At 65.6% G+C, this 19931-nt stretch carries 15 protein-coding genes and 1 pseudogene; 1 reads left to right on the top strand and 15 read right to left on the bottom strand.

Going from position 1 to position 19931, the window contains the following annotated elements; genetic code table 11:
- Nucleotide 1: 1 nt before the first annotated feature.
- The 13 genes and pseudogenes from nusA to AUC69_RS01400 form a co-directional block, all read right to left on the bottom strand.
- A complete protein-coding gene (gene nusA, locus AUC69_RS01455) occupies nucleotides 2-1669 on the bottom strand; it encodes a transcription termination factor NusA (RefSeq protein WP_069440572.1) in 1668 nt (555 codons plus the stop codon).
- 62 nt (nucleotides 1670-1731) lie between these two features.
- Nucleotides 1732-2289, bottom strand: coding sequence for a ribosome maturation factor RimP (gene rimP, locus AUC69_RS01450; RefSeq protein ID WP_069440571.1), 558 nt, complete (start codon nucleotides 2287-2289; stop codon nucleotides 1732-1734).
- A 178-nt stretch (nucleotides 2290-2467) separates the two neighbouring features.
- Nucleotides 2468-2719, bottom strand: a pseudogene (locus tag AUC69_RS18110) (lysozyme inhibitor LprI family protein); the annotation flags it as partial.
- 10 nt (nucleotides 2720-2729) lie between these two features.
- On the bottom strand, nucleotides 2730-2912 hold the full coding sequence (locus tag AUC69_RS18105) for a hypothetical protein (RefSeq protein ID WP_244500049.1): 183 nt from the start codon (nucleotides 2910-2912) through the stop codon (nucleotides 2730-2732).
- 58 nt (nucleotides 2913-2970) lie between these two features.
- A complete protein-coding gene (trmB, locus tag AUC69_RS01440) occupies nucleotides 2971-3663 on the bottom strand; it encodes a tRNA (guanine(46)-N(7))-methyltransferase TrmB (protein ID WP_244500033.1) in 693 nt (230 codons plus the stop codon).
- A 72-nt stretch (nucleotides 3664-3735) separates the two neighbouring features.
- Complete coding sequence (gene metK, locus AUC69_RS01435) at nucleotides 3736-4911, bottom strand: methionine adenosyltransferase (RefSeq protein WP_069440569.1); 1176 nt, start codon at nucleotides 4909-4911, stop codon at nucleotides 3736-3738.
- Between the two features lie 133 nt (nucleotides 4912-5044).
- The gene (locus AUC69_RS01430; RefSeq protein ID WP_069440568.1) at nucleotides 5045-5473 is read right to left on the bottom strand and encodes a helix-turn-helix domain-containing protein; all 429 of its coding nucleotides are present in this window, start codon (nucleotides 5471-5473) and stop codon (nucleotides 5045-5047) included.
- Between the two features lie 122 nt (nucleotides 5474-5595).
- Entirely contained in the window at nucleotides 5596-7194 is a 1599-nt protein-coding gene (lnt, locus tag AUC69_RS01425; protein ID WP_083238969.1) for an apolipoprotein N-acyltransferase, read from the bottom strand.
- Nucleotides 7194-8168, bottom strand: coding sequence for a hemolysin family protein (locus AUC69_RS01420; RefSeq protein WP_069440567.1), 975 nt, complete (start codon nucleotides 8166-8168; stop codon nucleotides 7194-7196). The genes lnt and AUC69_RS01420 overlap by 1 nt, the downstream gene beginning before the upstream one ends.
- Nucleotides 8165-8713: an rRNA maturation RNase YbeY gene (gene ybeY / locus AUC69_RS01415; protein ID WP_083238968.1), complete on the bottom strand. Its 549-nt coding sequence runs from the start codon at nucleotides 8711-8713 to the stop codon at nucleotides 8165-8167. The genes AUC69_RS01420 and ybeY overlap by 4 nt, the downstream gene beginning before the upstream one ends.
- Nucleotides 8710-9705: a PhoH family protein gene (locus tag AUC69_RS01410; RefSeq protein WP_083238967.1), complete on the bottom strand. Its 996-nt coding sequence runs from the start codon at nucleotides 9703-9705 to the stop codon at nucleotides 8710-8712. The genes ybeY and AUC69_RS01410 overlap by 4 nt, the downstream gene beginning before the upstream one ends.
- A 68-nt stretch (nucleotides 9706-9773) precedes the next feature.
- Nucleotides 9774-11171, bottom strand: coding sequence for a tRNA (N6-isopentenyl adenosine(37)-C2)-methylthiotransferase MiaB (miaB, locus tag AUC69_RS01405; protein WP_069440566.1), 1398 nt, complete (start codon nucleotides 11169-11171; stop codon nucleotides 9774-9776).
- A gap of 44 nt (nucleotides 11172-11215) precedes the next feature.
- Nucleotides 11216-12274, bottom strand: coding sequence for an ATP-dependent DNA ligase (locus tag AUC69_RS01400; protein ID WP_083238965.1), 1059 nt, complete (start codon nucleotides 12272-12274; stop codon nucleotides 11216-11218).
- A gap of 98 nt (nucleotides 12275-12372) precedes the next feature.
- Here AUC69_RS01400 and AUC69_RS01395 point away from each other — a divergent pair, with 98 nt between their 5' ends.
- Complete coding sequence (locus AUC69_RS01395) at nucleotides 12373-12570, top strand: DUF3008 family protein (protein ID WP_069440565.1); 198 nt, start codon at nucleotides 12373-12375, stop codon at nucleotides 12568-12570.
- Here AUC69_RS01395 and pbpC read toward each other — a convergent pair whose 3' ends face one another.
- Both pbpC and AUC69_RS01385 read right to left on the bottom strand, forming a co-directional pair.
- Complete coding sequence (gene pbpC / locus AUC69_RS01390; protein WP_069440564.1) at nucleotides 12571-14640, bottom strand: penicillin-binding protein 1C; 2070 nt, start codon at nucleotides 14638-14640, stop codon at nucleotides 12571-12573.
- Nucleotides 14637-19856 (bottom strand): alpha-2-macroglobulin family protein, encoded by a 5220-nt coding sequence (locus AUC69_RS01385; protein ID WP_069440563.1) that lies wholly within the window; start codon nucleotides 19854-19856, stop codon nucleotides 14637-14639. The genes pbpC and AUC69_RS01385 overlap by 4 nt, the downstream gene beginning before the upstream one ends.
- Nucleotides 19857-19931: the final 75 nt, after the last annotated feature.

The raw sequence follows: 19931 nt of genomic DNA, 5'->3' as shown, positions 1-19931 counted from the left end.
CTCATGACGCGGATGCGTCGTCCGCCGCCGGCGCTTCGCCCGCTTCCGTGGCCTCCGGCTCGGCACCAGCCTCGCCTTCGCCCTCGATTTCCGCCTCTTCCTCGACGAGGTCGGCTTCGTCGATCCAGCCGGCCTTCACCCGCGCCGCGAGGATCAGGTCCTCGATCTGCGGACGAGTCAGGCCGAAGCCGTCGAGAAAACCGTCGTGGCGAATAGTCTCTTTCTCCTGGCGCTCGCTCCAGCCGGCGAGGTCGTCAGTGGCGCAATCGGCCAGGTCCTCGACGGTCTTCACGTCGTTCTGGCCGAGGGCGACGAGCATCGCCGTATTGAGGCCAGGCACTTCCAAAAGCTCATCGGCGACGCCGAGCTCCTTACGCTTGGCGTCGAGCTCCGCCTCGAGCTTCTCCAGATGCTCGCGGCCGCGTGCCTGAATCTCGGCTGCCGTGTCCTCGTCGAAGCCTTCGATCGAGGAGATCTCGGTCGGCTCGACAAAGGCCACTTCCTCGACCGAGGAAAAGCCTTCCGAGGCGAGCAGCTGGGCGATCACCTCGTCGACGTCGAGCGCTTCCATGAACGTCGCCGACCGCTCCGCGAACTCCGCCTGGCGGCGCTCCGACTCCGAGGCCTCCGTCATGATGTCGATGTCCCAGCCGGTGAGCTGGGAAGCGAGCCGCACGTTCTGGCCTTTACGGCCGATGGCGAGCGACAACTGCTGATCTGGCACCACCACCTCGATGCGCTCGGCATCCTCGTCGAGCACGACCTTGACCACCTCGGCCGGGGCCAGTGCGTTGACGATGAACGTGGCGGCGTCGGGCGACCATTGAATGATGTCGATCTTCTCGCCCTGAAGCTCGTTGACCACCGCTTGCACGCGGCTGCCGCGCATGCCGACGCAGGCGCCGACAGGATCGATGGAAGCGTCGCGCGACACCACCGCGATCTTGGCGCGGCTGCCGGGATCGCGCGCCACCGACTTGATGGTGACGATGCCCTCGTAGACCTCGGGCACTTCCTGGGCGAATAGCTTGGCCATGAATTCGGGATGGGTGCGCGACAGGAAAATCTGCGGGCCGCGCTGCTCGCGGCGCACGTCGTAGACGAAGGCGCGAATGCGGTCGCCGTAGCGGAAGTTCTCGCGCGGCAGCGTTTCGTCGCGGCGCACGATGGCCTCGGCCCGGCCGAGATCGACGATCACGTTGCCGTATTCGACGCGCTTGACGATGCCGTTGACGATCTCGCCGACCCGATCCTTGAACTCGTCATACTGACGCTCGCGCTCGGCCTCGCGCACCTTCTGCACGATGACCTGCTTGGCGTTCTGCGCCGCCACACGGCCGAAATCGAGCGGGGGCAGGGGCTCGGCGATGAAGTCGCCGACTTGCGCGGCCGGGTTCTTGCGCCGCGCCTCGGCCAGCGCGATTTGCGTCGCCTCCAAGGTCACGTCCTCGACCACTTCGAGCAGGCGGGCCAGCGAAATCTCGCCGGTCTTGGGATCGACCTCTGCCTTGATCTCGTTCTCGCTGCCGTAGCGGGACTTGGCCGCCTTCTGGATCGCGTCCTCCATGGCGGAAATTACCACCTGGCGGTCGATCGCTTTCTCACGCGCGACCGCATCGGCGATCTGCAAGAGCTCCAGCCTATTGGCGCTTACGCCTGCCTGAGCCATTCTGTCTGCCTCCAATAGTTACGTTCGCCGCGATGCGCGTTCTGGCACACCCGGTCACTTGCTCAATTCGCGGGCTTGCTGCCCGTAAGATCCGCCCTGAAGCTGTCTGGATCGGGAACCAGCTTCGCCTCGCTGATAAGCGAGAAGGGCAGGCCGATAATGATTGGCTCGGCCTGGCCATCTAGCTCGATCTTCAAATGCACTTCCTCGTCGGCCACGTCTTCGATCGTGCCCTTGAAGCGCTTGCGCCCGTCGACCGCCTCTTTCAGCTCTATCTTGGCGGTGTGACCCGTCCATAACGCGAAGTCGCTCGGCCTGACCAGCGGGCGGTCGATGCCCGGCGAGGAGACCTCGAGGTAGTAATGTCCCGGCATCGGATCGTGGGCCTCGAACACCGGAGACAGCCTCCGGCTGATGATCGCACAATCGTCCACCGTCATTTCACCGCTCGGCCGCTCGGCCATGATCTGCACCGTGCCGCCGTCGCGGGCCGAAACCTTCACCCGCACTAGACGAAAGCCGAGTTCCTCGAGCATGGGCTCGGCGAGATCGGCGATCACCCGCTCCTGCCCGGTCTCACGGGTGAAGCGGCGATCTTCAGGTGTCGCAGAGCTCGGCATCGATGGTGGGGTCTCGTGCTCCTCGATGCGAGAAGGCGAGGAACCTAACAAAAAGGAGCGGGCCGACGGCCCACCCCTGACTAAAATCCAATCATGAGTTCGGGGCTAATATACGAGCTTTTTCCGAGGTTTCAAGCCATTCCAGCGTGCCCAAAACGCCCCATTCGCTGAGATTTTCTCAGTTGCCGAACAGGAGGTGCTGGCGGATACGGGCGAAATCCTCCACCCGCTCATGGCTCAGGGCACACAGGCAGGCCGAATAGTTGCCGCCGATCGACGTCCCGCCGAAGGCCAATTCGTCCTCGAAGGTGCAGTTCTCGTCGCGATACGCGATCCACGCTTTTTGGGCCCGGACGAGCGCGCGGAGCTGTTCGTCCGGGCGCTGGCCCATCTCCTTGGCCCCGGCGCGGATGGCGGTCTGCAGCCGTTTATAGGCTCGTTCAGTTTGCGGTCGGCCGCATCCGCGCGCGCGCCAGGCAGGCTTTGTATTCGGGGTTGGAGGTCGTGCTCCGCTCGCACGCGGTGTAGCAGGTGGCGCCAATATCCATCCCGGCTTGGGCCGCGGTCGGGCCGAGGAGCAGCGTCGACGCCAATACGCCAAGAACAAGAGCTGATGCGCGCATGGGGATTCTCCTAACGGTCAGCGGCGCTCCCATTTGAGATAGACGGGCTTGCGGCCGCTCAAGGCCTTCCTTTCATAGCGCGTCTCTGGCCAATCGTCAGGCGGATCCGCCAATCGTCGGCCCGGCGAGCCTGCCAGGTAAATGCGCCGCTCTGCTGCACGGCGAGGAGGGCCTCGCCAGCATAGCCGGTGTCGTCGCTGGCAAAGCGGAGCTCGCCGCCGGGCCGGATGACGCGCGTGAGGGACTGAACGAGCTCGGGCGACACGAGCCGCCGCTTCATCTGCCGCGCCTTGGGCCAGGGGTCGGGAAACAGAATGAACACCCGGGCAATCGATTGATCGGGCAGCCAAGCAAGGACATCGCGCGCATCGCCGTCATGAATGCGGACGGTCTCAAGGCTGCGATCCTCGATGCCGCCGAGGAGAGCGGCGACGCCGTTGATGAAGGGCTCGCAACCGATGATGCCGACATCCGGGGCATGTTCGGCTTGCCACAGGAGATGCTCACCCGAGCCGAAGCCGATCTCGAGCCACACCTCCCGGACAGAAACAGGAAAAAGCAGGCGTAAGTCGTCCGGCGGCGAATGCTCGAGATCGGGGCGCAAGCGAGGCAGCAGGTCGGCGACGAGCCGTTCTTTCCGGGGGCTGAGGCGCTTGCCTTTGCGCCGGCCGTAGGACCTGAGCGGCCGTGTCTCGGCCGCGGCCCGCTTTTCGCGGTTTTTCGTCATGCCGGCGTTGTGCCGGGCATCCACGGATTTATCCATCCCAAAAACGACTATGGCCGGCGAGCCGGCCATAGCGCAATTTTCGAGACCGAAAGCTGACTAGCTGAGCTCGCCCCGGATCGGCTCGACGAGATCGAGGTCTTCCCAAGAAAAGCCGCCGTCATTGTCGGGCTGACGGCCGAAATGGCCGTAGGACGACGTGCGCTCGTAGATCGGCCGGCTCAGACCAAGATGCTCGCGAATGCCGCGCGGGCTCAAATCCATCACCTTGCGCAACGCGTTTTCCAGATCCGCCTCATCGACCGTTCCAGTGCCGTGCAGGTCGGCATAGAGCGCGAGAGGCTGCGACACGCCGATGGCGTAAGCGACCTGCAAGGTGCATTTGTCGGCGAGACCCGCGGCCACGACATTCTTGGCGAGGTAGCGCGCGGCATAGGCGGCAGAGCGGTCGACCTTGGTCGGGTCCTTGCCGGAGAAGGCGCCGCCGCCGTGGGGCGCTGCGCCGCCATAGGTGTCGACGATGATCTTGCGGCCCGTGAGGCCCGCGTCGCCGTCCGGTCCGCCGATAACGAAGCGGCCTGTCGGATTGACGAAGAATTTGGTGTGGCCGTTCACCCAGCCCTTGGGCAGCACCTCGTCGACGACGCCGCGCACGATCTCCTCGATCCGCGCCATGCTGGCATCGGCGCTGTGCTGCGTCGAGACCACGATGGAGTCGGCGCGCACTGGTTTGCCGCCCTCATAGATCAGCGTCACCTGACTCTTGGAGTCGGGGCCGAGCTCGGGTGTGCGGCCCGAATGCCGAGCCTTCGCCATCTCGTGGAGAATGCGATGAGAATAATAGATCGGTGCCGGCATGAGCGGCTCTGTCTCGCGGCAGGCATAGCCGAACATGATGCCCTGATCGCCCGCGCCTTCGTCTTTCTCGCTCTCGACATTGGCATCGACGCCCATGGCGATGTCCGCCGACTGCTCGTGAAGGTAGTTCTGGAACTCGGCATTCTTCCAGTGGAAGCCTTCCTGCTCGTAGCCGATCTCGCGCACGGCGCGCCGCGCGGCGTCCTCGATGGCCTTGGAAGTGATGCTCTCGGGCCCGCGCACTTCGCCGGCCAGCACGATGCGGTTGGTGGTGACAAGCGTCTCGCAGGCGACGCGAGCGTAGGGATCGGCAGCCAAATAGAGGTCGACCACGGCATCGGAGATGCGGTCGCACACCTTGTCGGGATGGCCTTCCGAAACCGATTCACTGGTGAAAAGGTAGTTTTCGCGGGACACTTAGAACTCCCCATTGGAATAGGTTGATGGGCCCGGAGGCCTCAAAGCTGGGGCCGGTTCTGGCAATCGCAAGGCCCGAGGTCAAGCCCGAGCTTGAAGTCGGAGGCAAACCTATAGGGTCTGCCCCCCTCGACTAGGACGTCGGTTTGGGAGGTATTGTGCTCGCGCTCAAGGCGCGGACCAAGTCGACCACGCTCTTGCGGACCTTGGCGTCGCTGATCTTGACGAAAGCCCGGTTCAGTTCGAGCCCTTCGCGGCTATTCAAGAATTCCAAAATGAAGGCTTCGGAATCCGGCTCGGCCATTCCCCGCGGGGCGTTGGCATCGCCGGCATAAGGTGCTTCCTCGAAGAAGAATTGAACGGGCACGTCGAGAATTTTGGAGATCTGAAACAGCCGGCTGGCGCCGATGCGGTTCACGCCCTTCTCGTATTTTTGAACCTGCTGAAATGTGAGCCCCATACTGTCGCCAAGACGCTCTTGGCTCATGCCGAGCAGCATTCGGCGCAATCTCACGCGGCTGCCTACATGCGTATCAATTGGGTTCGGCTTCTTACCTGCCATCCGCTTCTCGCAATCTAAGAAAAAAGAAGGTTGTTCAGAGTCTTGCCAGGGGTCCCTCGGCAAAGCGGTTCATAGGGGGGGCTCCTTGCCCCGTCAAGTTTGAGACGATTGCGCAGCGCATTTCAGCTTGTTTGACGCACGCGAAAGGCTAGCCAGCCGGCGAGGGCGAGCAACAAAACCGAGATTTCCAGCACGATTCCGCCGCGCGCGAACAGGGTCGGCGGGCCCACTTTGGGCAGTCCTGCGTCGATAAGTCCCCTCTCGCCAAGACCGATCTCGGCGAGAACGCGGCCGTAGGAGTCGACCACCGCAGAGATGCCGGTATTGGCGGCGCGGACCAGCGGCAGGCCCTGCTCAACGGCCCGAACTTGCGCTTGGTGAAAGTGCTGATAGGGACCGGCACTTGTCCCGAACCATGCATCGTTGGTGAGATTGAGAAGCCACCCCGGCCGCGCCTGCGGGTCGGTGACGTCGTCGGGAAAGATGATCTCGTAGCAGATGAGGGGGCTCGCCGCGGGGGCTCTGGGGATCGGCAGCAGGCGCGGACCGGCGCCTTCGCTGAAGCCGCCCCGCACGCCGGTGAGCTGCATGAAGCCGAGGCTCTCGAGGAAATCCTGGAACGGCAGATATTCGCCGAACGGCACAAGATGGATCTTGTCGTAGCTGTCGAGGACCTCGCCTCCGTCGTCAATCACCAGAAGGCTGTTGAAGATGCGCTGACCGACGAAGCGGCCAGCCGCGTCCCGGGCCTGGACGAGACGCGCGCCGCCCACGAGAAGCGTGCCGTCCTTTGGCAAGGCATCGCCAACCAGTTGGAGTGCCTCGGGCGAATCCGCGAGAAGGAACGGGACCGCCGTTTCGGGCCAGACGACGATGTCGATGTCGCCGATCCCCAGGCGCTTGGGTGAGCTCGAGATAGTCGGTGAAAATCTCGGCGCTGTTCTCGGGACGCCATTTGCTGGCCTGGTCGATATTCGCTTGGACGATGCGCAATCGCACCCCCGTTTCCTGATCGGTGGCTGCCGCCAAGCGCCGGTCGCCCCATACATAGCCGAGCGCGAGCGCCACAAGCAGGCAGACGGCAAGTGCGGCGCACCTTTGCTGGGAGGCTCAGACGCGCTCCAAATTGCTGCAGGCGCCGTGAACAGCGCGACCGCGACAAGGCTCAGCGCGTAGACGCCGAGCAGAGCGGCGATCTGCATCATGGGGCCCTCCGGAAGAAGCCCGTAGCCGATCAGATTCCAGGGAAGCCCGGTGAGGACGTGACCGCGGGCATATTCCGTAAGACCGAGGGAGATGGCGAGCGCGAAGACGCGCGCCGCGCCCGGCCGCCACATCACAATGGCGATCGCAGCAGCAGCAGCGAAGAACAGCGCCATGCCGCCGGGCAGCGCCGCCATGACGAAGGGAATGAGCCAGCCATGCCGCCAAGGCTCGACCAGGAAGGCCTCGGCGACCCAATAAAAGCCGGCGAGGAAATAGCCGAATCCAAACCAGAAGCCGGTGAGGGCCGCGCAATTGAGCCGTGCGCTGGGCGTCGATTTCGCATGGCATCCATCCAGAAGCCAAACAAGTCCCCCGAAGGTGACGAACAGCACGGGCCACGCATGGACCGGCGCGAACGCGAGCACCGAGAGGGCGCCGAGCAGGATCGCCAAGCCGGCCCGCTTGGCGCCCTGCAAGCGGCCGACCGAGGCAGCGGCTTGGCTGAGAGGGGACACTAGGTCGCGCTCTGCCCTGCCTTAGGGTCGGATGCGGTGCCCGAGGGTTGCGGGAGGTGTATGCGAAGTTTCTTGATCCGGCGAGGATCGGCGTCCAGCACTTCGAATTCGATTCCCGTCGGATGTTTCACCAGCTCGCCGCGCGCTGGGATGCGGCCCATGATCGAGAACACCACACCGCCGATCGTGTCGATGTCCTCATCCTGTTCCTCCGTGACCAGCTCGACCCCGAGATGCTCCTCGAGATCCTCGACCGGTGTACGGGCATCGGCGATTAGGCCGAGTCGCGGATCGACGCGGATCATCGGCTCATCTTCCACGTCGTGCTCGTCGGCGATTTCGCCGACGACCTCCTCGACCAGATCCTCGATGGAAACGAGGCCATCACTCCCGCCATATTCGTCGACCACGAGCGCAAGATGGAGCTGAGAGGTCTGCATCTTGAGCAGAAGGTCGAGAACCGACATGGATCCAGGCACGTAGATCAGCTGGCGGATGATGTTGATGGAGGCGACGCTGCGCTTGAGGTTGACCTTGCCGAGATCGAGCCCGTCGTCCCCATTCGCTTCCTCGGTGATCCACGACATGAGATCGCGGATGTGAATCATGCCGAGCGGGTCGTCGAGCGTCTCGCGATAGACCGGCAGGCGCGAATGCTCCGCCTTGCGAAACACCCACATCAGCTCCTCCAGCGAGACGCTTTCATCGACCGCGACGATGTCGGCGCGCGGCACCATGACGTCCTCGACCGTGAGCTTGCCGAAGCGCAAGATTCGCAGCAGCATGCTGCGCTCCTGTGCGCTGAGCGTGTCGCTCTTGCTGCGCGCCAGCGCATCCTCGATCAACTCGCGGAGGTCGGGCTCCTCGCCGAGACCGAGTTTTTGGAGCAAGCGCTCGAACCACGATGCATCCTCGTCGGCACGTCGTGCCTGCTCGGCCTCGTGTTCGTGATCGGCTAACGGGCCGTCGCTCATGATGTTGCCTCCGCTAGGCCGGCCTCTCCTTCGTCGCGATAAGGGTCGGCGATCCCCAGGGAGGCGAGGCCGCGTCGCTCCAGAGCTTCCATGCGCTCCGCCTCGTCGTCCTGCATGTGATCGAAGCCAAGCAAGTGAAGCACACCGTGAACCACGAGATGAGAGATATGATCGGCGAGTGTCAGCTTGTCGTCGGCCGCTTCTTTCGCGGCGGTCTCATAGGCAATCACGACGTCGCCGAGCGGGCCCGGCTCCCCGGGCGCGTCGCCCGCCGGAAAGGACAGCACGTTGGTCGGCGCATCCTTGCCGCGCCAGTCGCGATTGAGCGTCCGCATCTCCGCATCGTCCGTCAGCACGATGGTAATCTCGTAGGAGGCCGGCCGCGAGGGCCGAGCCTCGGTGAAGGCCGCGTGGGCGGCGAGCTCCACCGTCGCGTCGCTGATCCCGGCGTGGGCCCAGGCACTGCCATGGCGGACCACTTCGACCGTGAGCGCCAACGGTTGGGCAGGCGCGGCGATGTTGCGACTAGGACCGTCCGCGGTCATGAGCGGCCGCCGTTCTGAGGCGCGGACTCGTAGGCCTCGACGATCCGACCGACGAGCTCGCGGCGTACCACGTCGGCCTTGGTGAAGGCGATATGGCCGATCTCGTCGATGCCGCGCAGGATTTCAATCGCCTCGTTCAGTCCGGAATCCTTGCCCGGCGGCAGGTCGACTTGCGTCGGGTCGCCGGTCACGATCATTTTGCTGTTCTCGCCGAGGCGCGTCAGGAACATCTTCAACTGAACCGCCGTGCAGTTTTGCGCTTCGTCGAGAATGACACAGGCATGAGACAAAGTGCGGCCGCGCATGAAGGCCAGCGGCGCGATCTCGATGACGCCCGCGGCAAGCTCGCGCTCGACACGCTCCGGCGCGAGCACGTCATAGAGCGCGTCGTAAAGCGGGCGTAGATAGGGATCGACCTTCTCGCGCATGTCGCCGGGCAGGAAGCCGAGACGCTCTCCCGCTTCGACCGCGGGCCGCGAGAGGATGATGCGGTCGCAACGTCCGGCCTCGAGGCAGGCGGCGGCGAAGGCGACCGCGAGGTAGGTCTTGCCGGTGCCGGCCGGTCCGGTGGCGAAGACCAGATCGTTTTGATCGAGCGAAGCCAGATAGTCGCTCTGCGTCGGGGTGCGGGCGGTGATGAGGCGCTTGCGCGTGCGAATCTGCTGCGCCGTGGGGCCGGCCGCACCGGGTTCGGCGCCCTCTTTCGGCGTGGCCGCGCGGGCATGGCGGATGGCGCCGGCCACATCGCCCACGCCGATCGTCTCGCCTTGTGCCAGTCGGCCATAAAGCTGCTCGAGAACCGATTGCGCCACCGCGCAGGCGTCTTCAGGACCGCGCAAGGCCACGGCGTTGCCATTGACCACGGCCTCGACGCCGAGACGATCCTCAAGCACGGCAAGGTTTGCGTCATAGTCGCCGAGTAGGTCGCGCACGAGCCGCACGTCGTCGAAATAGACGACGATGGGCTCTCCACCCGCCTCGCCTGGCGCCATTTCGGGGCGCTTCGCCGCTGATCCACGCCCGCGGGCCAAGGATGTTTTCCGCACGCTGGCCTTGCTCGTCACAGGGCCGCCTGAACTGGCTCGCGCCATTCAAATCCCGAGTCTATGACACCGGTAAGACTGTTCGGCCCGGCGGCCGAGATGTCAACCTCGGCGATGTTTCCGATCAGCCCCTCAGGCGCATCCACGTAGACCGCCTGGAGATAGGGTGAACGCCCGGCGATCTGTCCCGGTTTCCGTCCTTTGCCCTCGAATAGTACTGGGAGCCTGCGGCCCACCGTCTGCCGGTCGAAGCTGCGGCGGCTCTCCTCGAGCAGGGCCTGCAAGGAGGCCAAACGCTCTTTCTTTGCCGGCTCTGGCACTTGATCCTCAAGCTTGGCCGCCGGCGTGCCGGGCCGCGCGCTATATTTGAAGGAGTAGGCTTGGGCGAAGCGAACGCGGCCCGCCAAGGCTAAGGTCTCCTCGAAGTCGCGCTCCGTTTCGCCGGGAAAGCCGACGATAATGTCGGTGGAGAGGGCAATGTCGGGACGGGCCTGCCGAATCTTGGCGACCAGCGTCTCGTAGTCGTCTGCGGTGTGCTTGCGGTTCATGGCCGCCAGGATGCGGTCTGAGCCGGCTTGAAAGGGCAGATGCAGATAGGGCATCAGCTTCGGCTCTTCGCCGAACAGATCGATCAGTCCATCGTCCATGTCGTGCGGATGGCTCGTGGTGAAGCGCAAGCGCTCGATGGACGGAATTCCCGCCAGCCGCCGCAACAGGCTCGCCAGCGACCACGCGGCGCCGTCCGGGCCGTCGCCATGATAGGCGTTGACGTTCTGCCCAAGCAGGGTGACCTCGCGGACTCCGCGCGCGGCGAGCCGCTCCACCTCGGCGACGATCTCGCCCGGCGTGCGTGAATATTCCGCCCCGCGCGTATAGGGCACCACGCAGAAGCTGCAGAATTTGTCGCAGCCTTCCTGCACGGTGACAAAAGCGGACACTTGCCGCTTGCCCGCAGGTCGCGCCGGCAGCTCAGCGAACTTGTCTTCCGCCGGAAACTCCGTTTCGACCGAGCGCTTGCCGGTCGAGGCGGCCTCGGCGACGAGCTGGCCCAATCGGTGATAGCTCTGCGGGCCGACGACGATGTCCACCACGGGTGCGCGGGCGATGATCTCCCGGCCCTCGGCTTGGGCGACGCAGCCGGCCACGGCGATCATCGTATCCCGGCCCTGGGCCTTGCGCGCTTCCTTGGCAAGCCGCACCCGGCCAAGCTCCGAATAGACCTTTTCGGCCGCCTTCTCCCGGATATGGCAGGTATTGAGAATGACCAGATCGGCCTCGGCCATCTGTGCGGTGAGCTGGAACCCGGCAGGCTGAAGCGCTTCGGCCATGCGCTCGGAATCATACGCATTCATTTGGCAGCCGAAGGTCTTGATATGCAGCTTCTTCGCAGAAGGCTTGTCGGGGCTCTGCGCCATGCTCCGTTGTTGGGCACGACGGCCGCCCGCGTCAAGAGCTTGCGTCATTCCGCAAGCATGGCGGCCACCAGCTTTGGCGGCTTCCCGGGCGGGGCGATCTGCTCGAAGGTGCATTGCTCGGGCGCCTTGTCCGGCCGGAAGCGGATCATCTTGGTCCCGTGCCGGAAGCGCCCGCCGGTCACCTGATCGTAGCGCACCTCCACCACCATCTTCGGCTCGAGCGGCTCCCATTCGCTCGAGCGCTCCGTCGACCAGCGGCTCGGCCCGCCCGGTGCTTTGCCGCTGAAGCCGGGCGGCGCGATCATGGTCTTCAAGAGCTTGGTCAGCGCCGGCCGCTCCTTGTCGGTGATGCTCGAGGTAAAGCCCACATGGTCGAGCTTGCCGTCCTCGTTGTAGAGGCCGAGCAGCAGGGAGCCAACCTCGTCGCTCTTGGCGGCGTAGCGGAAGCCGCCGACGACGCAATCGGCGGTGCGAAGATGCTTCACCTTCAGCATGGCCCGCTCGCCCGGCAAATAGGGCCCGTCGAGTTCTTTGGCGACGACGCCGTCCAGTGCGCCGCTTGCCGTGGCGAGCCAACGCTCTGCCTCGCCACGATCGACCGTGTAGGGCGACAGCTTTAGATTCCGATGATCGCTCACCGATTTGTAGAAGGCCTCAAGCGCCGCACGCCGCTTGGTCAGCGGCATCTCGATCAGGCTCTTGTTCTTCGGGTCGACCAACATGTCGAACAGGATGAAGAGGGCGGGCATCTCGGCTGCCAGCGTCTTGACGCGGCTTTCGGCGGGATGGATGCGCTGCTGTAAATCGTCGAAGGACAGCGTGTCGCCGCCCGGAATCGCCAACTCTCCGTCAAGCACGAAGCATTTCGGCTTCAACGTCTTCAGGAAGGCGACCACTTCGGGGAAATAGCGTGTGAGCGGCTTGCCGGACTTCGCTCTGAGATCGATCTCGTCGCCGGCGCGGAACGCCAAGCAGCGGAAGCCGTCCCATTTGGGCTCGAATTGCCAGCCGGGCTCTTCGGGCAGGTCCGTGACGAGCTTGGCCTCCATGGGTTCGAGGTCCAAGGGCACGGCCAAGTCTGCAAGTGAGGTGGGTGCCACCATGGGGTGGTGCTTACAGGGGAAGCGGCCTGCGGCCAAGCGGGAACGCCTCTGCGGGGGAAGCGTTTCTTACGTCTGGTTGTGAAACACGGAGATTGACCATGCCAGCCAAGTCAGGAGCCCAACAGAAAGCCGCCGGCGCGGCCCTGTCCGCCAAGCGGGGAGACACGCCAGTGAGCGAGCTCAAGGGCGCGTCCAAGTCCATGTATAAATCCATGAGCGAGAAAGAGCTCGACGACATGGCTTCCACCAAGCGCAAAGGGAAGCCGGAGCACGTCTCGAAGTCGAAGAAGTCATAGCTACTGGAGCCGGACCACGACGCTGTCGACCGTGCCGGCCGCGTCCATGATCGTGAGTCGCACGAAGCCCGGTCCGTCCGGGTCGAAGAATAATGTGCGCGGCGCATTGGCGGTCTCGAACGGCAGGCCGTTGATGAGCAGGTTGAGAGGCGGCTTGCCGCCGGCGATCTTGATGGCGATCGGATCGAGCACGGTCCCGTCCGAGGCGAGCGCCAGGCTCGCCCCATGCGGCGGAAACACGATGTGCACCTTCGATGCCGTTTCGGCCCCGGCATTGCCGCGCCCGGCAAACCGCTTCAGCGGCGGCGGTAACTTGGACGTGCTGGCGAAGATAACGCCTTTCGGCGCCGGCGGCAGCGACTTGAGATCGCGCCCCAAACGGGCAAAAGCATCGAACAGGATTGGCGCCGCGGCGCTGCGTCCGACGAGACCGCTGACCGGCGCGCCGTCCGGCCGCCCGACCCAAACGCCGATCGTATACTGACCGTCGAAGCCCAAGGCCCACGCGTCGCGGTAGCCGTAGCTCGTCCCGGTCTTGAAGGCGATGCGCCCGCCGAGCGCGTTGACCGGCGGCGGCGCGCCACGCAGCACGTCGCCCACATACCACGCGGCCACCGGCTCTATGAGACGTTTGGCGGGCTTTGGCGTGGCACCGAGGCGCTCGAAGAGCGGCGCCACGCTGCCTTGCCGTGCAAGCCCCGAGTAAAGCGCCGTGAGGTCGATGAGTCGCACGCCGATGCCGCCCAGGCCGAGCGCCAGCCCCGCGGTCTCGTGCTTCGGCAAGACCAAGGATGCACCCGCTTCGCCGAGCCGCGCCAGCAGCCGGCTCGGCCCCACCGCATCGAGCACGGCGACGGCCGGCACGTTAAGGGACTGTTGCAGCGCGCGGCGCACAGTCACCGTGCCCTGGAAGGTCAGGTCGAAATTCTCCGGCGCATAGTCGCCGTAGCGGATCGGCCGGTCCTCGATCAGCGTCTCGGGATGCACTAGCCCGTCCTCGAAGCCGAGCCCGTAGATGAAGGGTTTCAGGGCCGATCCCGGCGAGCGCACCGCGCGCGTGAGATCCACCTGCCCCGCGCGGCCAGCATCGAAATAATTGGGGGAGGCAACCCGCGCCAGGATCTCGCCGCTCTCGTTGTCGACCACCACGATCGCCGCCGACATGGCGTCACCCAACGCCGCTGACCGTTCGCGCGCTAGCCGCTCTAAGCGACGCTGCAAACGGCCGTCGATAGTGAGGCGTATGGCGTTCTCTTGCGAAGCAGTCATCGCTTCGTCGGCGGCATGGGGTGCGCTGAGGGGCATGGGCTTGCGCGCGTCGGGCACCGGTTCGGTCTTGGCCCGGGCGATCTCGTCGGCGCGAACGAGGGCGCTGCCGGCAATACGGTCGAGCACGCGGTCGCGCGCGGCCCGTGCCTTTTCCGCGTAGCGGTCGGGCCGGCGATATTCCGGCGATTGGGGCAGCGCCACAAGGAGGGCGGCTTCGCCCAAGGTGAGCCGGCGCGGCTCCTTGCCGAAATAGGCGAGCGAGGCGGCGCGGATGCCCTCGAGATTGCCGCCGTACGGCGCGAGTGTCAGGTAGAGGCCTAGGATCTCGTCCTTGCTCAGCGCCCATTCGAGCTGCAGCGCGCGGATCGACTGCCGCAGCTTGGCGGAGACCGACCGCTCCCGCCGCGGCTCGAGCAATCGTGCGACCTGCATCGTAATCGTCGAGCCGCCGGAGACGATATGGCCTTGGCTCGCCAGCTGGTAGGCCGCCCGCGTCATAGCCAGGGGATCGACGCCGTGATGGTCGAAGAAGCGTTTGTCCTCGTAGGCGAGCAGCGCCTCGAGGAAGCGCGGGTCCACGTCGTCGCGCGTGGCGGGGAGCCGCCAGCGGCCCTCCTCGGTGAGATAAGCGCGCAGCAGTCTGCCGTCGCGGTCGAGCACCGTTCGGGAAATTTCGAGATCCTCCCCCAGCGGCGCCGGTCCGTAGGAGTCGATGAGGCCCATGGTGGCCCCGGCGGCTGCCGCGGCGATCCACGCCGCGCCGATGGCGGCGTAAGCGGTTCGGCGTCCCAGCATGCTCATTTGGGCGGGGTCACCTTCACGCTGCCCGTGTCGGTGCGGCCGAAACGGTCGGGCCGATACATGTCCTCAACGACGGCTTGCGGCAGCACATAGCTGCCGGGCGACACCGCGCGCACCACATAGGCCACGGTGTAGAGCGGCTTGCTGTCGGCTCGCCGCTCAAATGCCGCCACGAAGCGGTTATCGCGGAATGCCGTATGCACCGGGTCCGCCGCATGGCTGATCCAATCGAGGCCGCCAGTGTCGGCCGACGAGACGAGCCGCGGATTGTCGATCTCGAAGCCCGCCGGCACGTAGTCGGTGAGCGCCACTCTGGCGAATTGCGGCTGCGGCTCGGTGACGGTGAGCAGCACCACGATGCGCTCATTCTGTTTCACCGTGGCGATATCGATCTCTTCGCCATCGAGCGTATGATAGCTGCGCTCGAGCTTGAAGCCGTGCTCGGCGGCGGGCTCCGGCGTGGTCGGGGCGCCGCTCACCGAGATCACCGCATCGAGTTGGGTATCGCCGGCATTGGTCACCGTCAGCGGATTGATGCCGATGTCCTCCTCGCTCAAGGTGCGATAGAGCGGCCCGTCTTGACCGCCTTCGGACCCACCATCCTCGACGGTGAGCTTGACGCCCTGCGTGCCAAGCGCGCGCGCGGCGAGCACCAGCCATGCGTCCTCTTGCGTCGAGGTATAGGTGACGTGATCGCGCGCCTTGCCGATCTGCGTGGTCGCGTGGGTCAGCAGCACCTTCGGCGCGCCGCCTTCGGCAGCGAGTGTCACGACCGCCGCCGCGTCGCGCAAGCGCGAGCCGAAATCGACGCGGCCGACCAGCGGGTCGGTGTCGTCGGGGAGCGCGCTGGCGGCGGCGCGGAACGCCGTCTCGGCCCGAACCTTGTCGCCGAGCATGGCGAGCGCCGCGCCGATCTCGGCCTGGGCGGTCGGCGTGCCAAGCGCGGACAGTTTGACATCGGCGATATAGCGGAGGTCGCCGACCGGCGTCATGCTGTTCCGGGCGAGCACGTAAAGCGCATAGGATAGCGCCAGCCCGCCGTCGGTCGAGACGTCCGGCGCGGTGCTCACATAGTTGCGCAAGCGGTTGAGCGCGAGCTTGAAGCGGTCGTCGGGCACTGCGAACCCGCGAGCGCGGGGCCGCGTGAGGAAGTCGGTCACGTAGCTATCGAGCCACGGGTCCTCGCCGCCCGGCGACCATAGGCCGAACGCGCCTTCATAGCCTTGGCGAGCCAGCACGATCTCGATCGCTTTGGTGATGCGCTCATCGACATTGGTATCGACGGCGAGCTTGGCGTCGAGCGCCATCTCGTTGACATAGAGCAACGGTAGCGCGCGGCTGATGACCTGCTCGGTGCAGCCGAGTGGATAGCGGTCGAGCGCGGCGAGCAGGCTCGCCACGTCGAGCGCGGCGGACGGCGTGACCGACAGCGCGATGCTGCCCGTGCCCGGCACGAGCCCGGCGAACACGTCGTTGGTCAGCGTGATGCTCTTGCCCGGTTCGAGCGGCGTCACCGTGCGCCGCGCCAAGATCTGCGTCGCCGGATCGACGTTCAACGCGTAGGTGCGGGAGACCGAGAAATCCTCCGGTCCGGTAACCGCGACCTCCACGCTGCCCTCGCCGACGCCGAGCGCGGAGATGGGGAAGGTCACCGCGCCGCGCTTCTTGGCGTCGAGGGTGATCGACCGGTCCGCTTCTTCGACGCTGAGCGGTCCGCCCGTCGAGATCGCGATCTGGTACGCGCCCGTGGCGCCCTCGACATTGTCGAGGTCCAAGCGAAGCGTGGATCGATCTCCGGTCAACAGGAAGCGTGGCAGCGTGGCGGTGACCACGACCGGATCGCGCACCACGACGTCGGCGGAGCCGTGACCGACCTTGTCCTTGCTCCAGGCGACGGCCATGACCCGCACCGTCCCGGTGAAGGCGGGAATGGCGAACTCCACCTCGGCGGTGCCGTCGGCGCCCACAGTGACGATGCCGGAATAGAGCGCCAGCGGCGGCTGGGTCGGCGGGCTGCCTTGCAGCACGCCCGCACCGCCATCGCCGCCGGTGCGGATCTGGCCGCGCGTGCCTTGCATGCCGTCGATCAGTTGACCGTAAAGATCGCGCACCTCGGCGGAGAGCTTGCGCTGGCCGAGATAATAGTCGTCCGGCGCCGGCGGTTCGTAGCCGGTGAGATTGAGAATACCGACATCGACGGCCGACACCACGATGCGGGCCTGTTCGCCCGCGAGCCCCGCGAGCTTCACCGGCACACGCAACGTCGTCTCGGGCCGGATCAGGTCGGGCAGGTCGAGGCCCACGCCGATCGTGTGCTCGGCCTTGTCGACGCTGAACCACTGCACGCCGATGGCGCGGCCCGGCACACGCTTCTCGGCTATGTCGAGCGGCCGTCGCAGCGTGGCGAGCACATAGGCACCCGTGCCCCAATCGTCGCCCACCGTGATCGGCAGCTTGTTCAGCCCCGCTTCGACATCCGTGGTGGTCGTGGAGAGGAGGCGGTCGCCGATGACCGACAGGGTGACCTTGCCCGCACTACGCGCGGTGACCGCGACGGTCATGGTGTCGCCGGCCACGTAGCCCGGCTTGTCGAGCGCGATCTCCAGGAAGTCCGGGGTGTCGGCGGAGGCGTCCGCGTACCAGCCCGAATCGAAGCCGTAGGTGGTGAGCGGTCCTTGCGCCTCCGGGCTTTCCACCTCGAGACGGTAGCGGCCCCAGGTCACCGGCACCTCGATATGGCCCGGCTGACCGGCGGCCACGTCGATCGTGCCGTCGGCCACGCGGCGCGTGATCTTGATGGGCTCGTACTGCCATTGGCCGTATTGGCGATACCATTGGTATTTCGACTCGATGCGCAGAAGCTGCCATTTGAGTCCCTTGGCGGCCAGCGCGGCGCCGTCCGGCGCGGCCATAACCACGTCGAACTTGGCGATGTCCTGATCGCCGAGCGCCGACCCAGTGAAGAGCGGCTTCACCCCGATCATCGGTCCGGTGGGCACGATGGGCAGCGACAGCGTGTGCTCGACGGCACGGCCGCCCGGCTCGGCAAGCCGCACCACGACCGTGGCTTCGAGCGGCTTGGTCGAGGCCGGTACCTTGTCCAGCGCCACCTGGAACGTCGCCTGGCCATCTTCGTCCGTGTCCGGCAGGTCGGCCAGCGGCAGGCTCTCGACGCTGAACTGGTCTTGCGAGTCCGTATCGTTGAGACCGAACACATAACCCTTGAAGCCGGGACGCTCGGCCGCCTTGATGATGTTCACCTCGCCGTCAATGGCGAGCCCCGACGCGGGCGCGCCATAAAGGAAGCGGCCGTCGAGCGAAATTTCGGCGGGGGCCGACGGCGACAGCGTCTTGGCCTCCGTGCTCAGATCGAAGGCGAGCCGCTCCGGCACATAGTCCTCGACGAGAAAGCTCGTTGTGCCAATGGCCGATTGTTTCGGGTCTGAATAGACCTGCACACGCCACGTGCCCGTGGGCGCCGAGGCGATGAGCGGTACGTTGAGCGCCCGGCCGCCGATCCCCTCGTCGGGCACCACGGTGCGGCGATACTCGATGCCGTCGGGTCGCTCCATCACCAGTGTCAGGTTCACGCCGTCGACGGCCACGCCCTCGCCGTTCCGCAACAGCGTGGTGACATGCACCGTCTCCCCGGTGCGGTAGACGCCGCGCTCGGTGAACACGAAGGCGTCGAGCCCCTTCGGTGGCTCGCGTCCGGCGACGCCGCGGTCGGTGAGATCGAAGCCCGACTGTTTCAGGTTGAGGAAGGCATAGTCGCCGCCTGTCCCCGAGGCGATGAGCAGCGCCGGCGCGAGTCCGCCTTCGCCGCGCGCCAGGCCCGGTGCAAAAGTCACCCTGCCGTTGGCGTTGGTCGTCTCGGTCGCAAGCACCTCGTTGTTGCGGGCAATCAGCCGCAACTCGACGCCTGCGAGCGGCGCAGTGCTCGCGAGCGAGTTGACGAAGGCATGAATGCCGTCCGTTCCCGAATAGGCGGTGAGCCCATAGTCGGACACGATGAACCATTGGGTCGTCCGCTCGCCGTAGTCGTCACCAGGCACGCCGGCCGGCTGGGCGGCGAGAAGGTAGACGCCCGGCGCCATCTCGGGCACCGCCTCGCTGATCGGGAAGGCCGTGGTGATCTCGGCGTTCAGCTCCTTCTCGACCTTGAGCTCGCCGGACCACACCTCCTGGCCCTTCTCGTCGGCGATGTCGTTGAGGCTGTACTGATAGAGATTGCGCTCGAAATCGTAGCCGAGCACGTTGTCGATCAGGCTGCGGTCGCCGATCCGGTAGATCGTTACCTTGACCGCGTCGGTGTTCACCGAAACGAGCGGGATGCCCTGCTGACCGGTATTCGGCAGCACCATAGCTTTGCCGGCGAGCCGGACCGACGGGGCCCGGTCGCGCACATAGATCGTGAATTCAGCGTCCTTGAGCAGACTCTCGTCCACCGCCGAGGGCAGGCCTTGGCGTAGGGTGACGGCGTAGGTCTCGCCGTGTTTCAGCCCTTCGACGCAAAGCTGTTGATCCTCGGCGGACAGCGCCGGCTTATCGTCGCCGACCACTGACACGAAGGGCGAGAAGTCGGCCCGCTTCAGCAACGGCTCGGTGAATTGGAAGCAGGCGCGCGGGGACGCCGCGTCGGAGTCGACGCTGAAATTGGAGACGCGGAAGCCGTATTTCTCGCGCAACTGGTCGTAGGTCGCTTGGCGCCCCGAGTTGGCCTCGAGGCGCAGCGCGAGATGGAGCGCATTCAATGCCGGCCGCCAGTCGCCGGTCTTGCCGTAAGCCGTGGCGAGGGTCGTCAGCGCGGCGGCTTCGGACTGCGGCGTGGTCGCCCGCTGATAGGCGATATAGGCGGCGGTTCGCGCGTTTTCATAACGCAGGCTGCCATCGTCATTCTCATCCGGCGGGATGGCGAGCCACAGATCGGCGAGTCGGCGCCAAGCGAGAGAATCGTCGGGCGAGACGGCGACGATCTGCCCGTAGGTAAAGGCGGCGCTTTCGAGATCGAGCCGCCGCAACTGAACGGCCGCCTGCTCTTTCAGCTTGGCGACCGGCAACTCGACGGTGCCGGACTCATTCTTGAGGTTGTCCTCAAGCGTGATGGCGGCGTCGGCGAGCGCGTCGTCCTGGAAGGTCTTGTCGGCGGCAGAGGCATGAGCGGAGACGAAACAAAGCAGCGCGGCAGCAAGGCCAGCGCGGAACCATGCGACCATTTATGTCCTCCAAGCGCCCAGCCTTCGGCAGCAGGCGGGCGATGGCGCCCATGGTAATGGACCATTGTGACGGGC

It is taken from the genome of Methyloceanibacter superfactus, from assembly GCF_001723305.1.
Lineage (GTDB): Bacteria > Pseudomonadota > Alphaproteobacteria > Rhizobiales > Methyloligellaceae > Methyloceanibacter > Methyloceanibacter superfactus.
This window is presented reverse-complemented; position numbering and strand designations above follow the sequence as displayed.

Excerpts from the sequence above, each read along its gene's own strand:
- AUC69_RS01385 (WP_069440563.1), bottom strand. The coding sequence starts at position 19,856 with ATGGTCGCATGGTTCCGCGCTGGCCTTGCTGCCGCGCTGCTTTGTTTC.
- AUC69_RS01400 (WP_083238965.1), bottom strand. The coding sequence starts at position 12,274 with ATGGTGGCACCCACCTCACTTGCAGACTTGGCCGTGCCCTTGGACCTC.
- ybeY (WP_083238968.1), bottom strand. The coding sequence starts at position 8,713 with ATGACCGCGGACGGTCCTAGTCGCAACATCGCCGCGCCTGCCCAACCG.
- AUC69_RS01410 (WP_083238967.1), bottom strand. The coding sequence starts at position 9,705 with ATGGCGCCAGGCGAGGCGGGTGGAGAGCCCATCGTCGTCTATTTCGAC.
- AUC69_RS18105 (WP_244500049.1), bottom strand. The coding sequence starts at position 2,912 with ATGCGCGCATCAGCTCTTGTTCTTGGCGTATTGGCGTCGACGCTGCTC.
- AUC69_RS01395 (WP_069440565.1), top strand. The coding sequence starts at position 12,373 with ATGCCAGCCAAGTCAGGAGCCCAACAGAAAGCCGCCGGCGCGGCCCTG.
- miaB (WP_069440566.1), bottom strand. The coding sequence starts at position 11,171 with ATGGCGCAGAGCCCCGACAAGCCTTCTGCGAAGAAGCTGCATATCAAG.
- rimP (WP_069440571.1), bottom strand. The coding sequence starts at position 2,289 with ATGCCGAGCTCTGCGACACCTGAAGATCGCCGCTTCACCCGTGAGACC.
- AUC69_RS01420 (WP_069440567.1), bottom strand. The coding sequence starts at position 8,168 with ATGAGCGACGGCCCGTTAGCCGATCACGAACACGAGGCCGAGCAGGCA.
- nusA (WP_069440572.1), bottom strand. The coding sequence starts at position 1,669 with ATGGCTCAGGCAGGCGTAAGCGCCAATAGGCTGGAGCTCTTGCAGATC.
- AUC69_RS01430 (WP_069440568.1), bottom strand. The coding sequence starts at position 5,473 with ATGGCAGGTAAGAAGCCGAACCCAATTGATACGCATGTAGGCAGCCGC.
- pbpC (WP_069440564.1), bottom strand. The coding sequence starts at position 14,640 with ATGAGCATGCTGGGACGCCGAACCGCTTACGCCGCCATCGGCGCGGCG.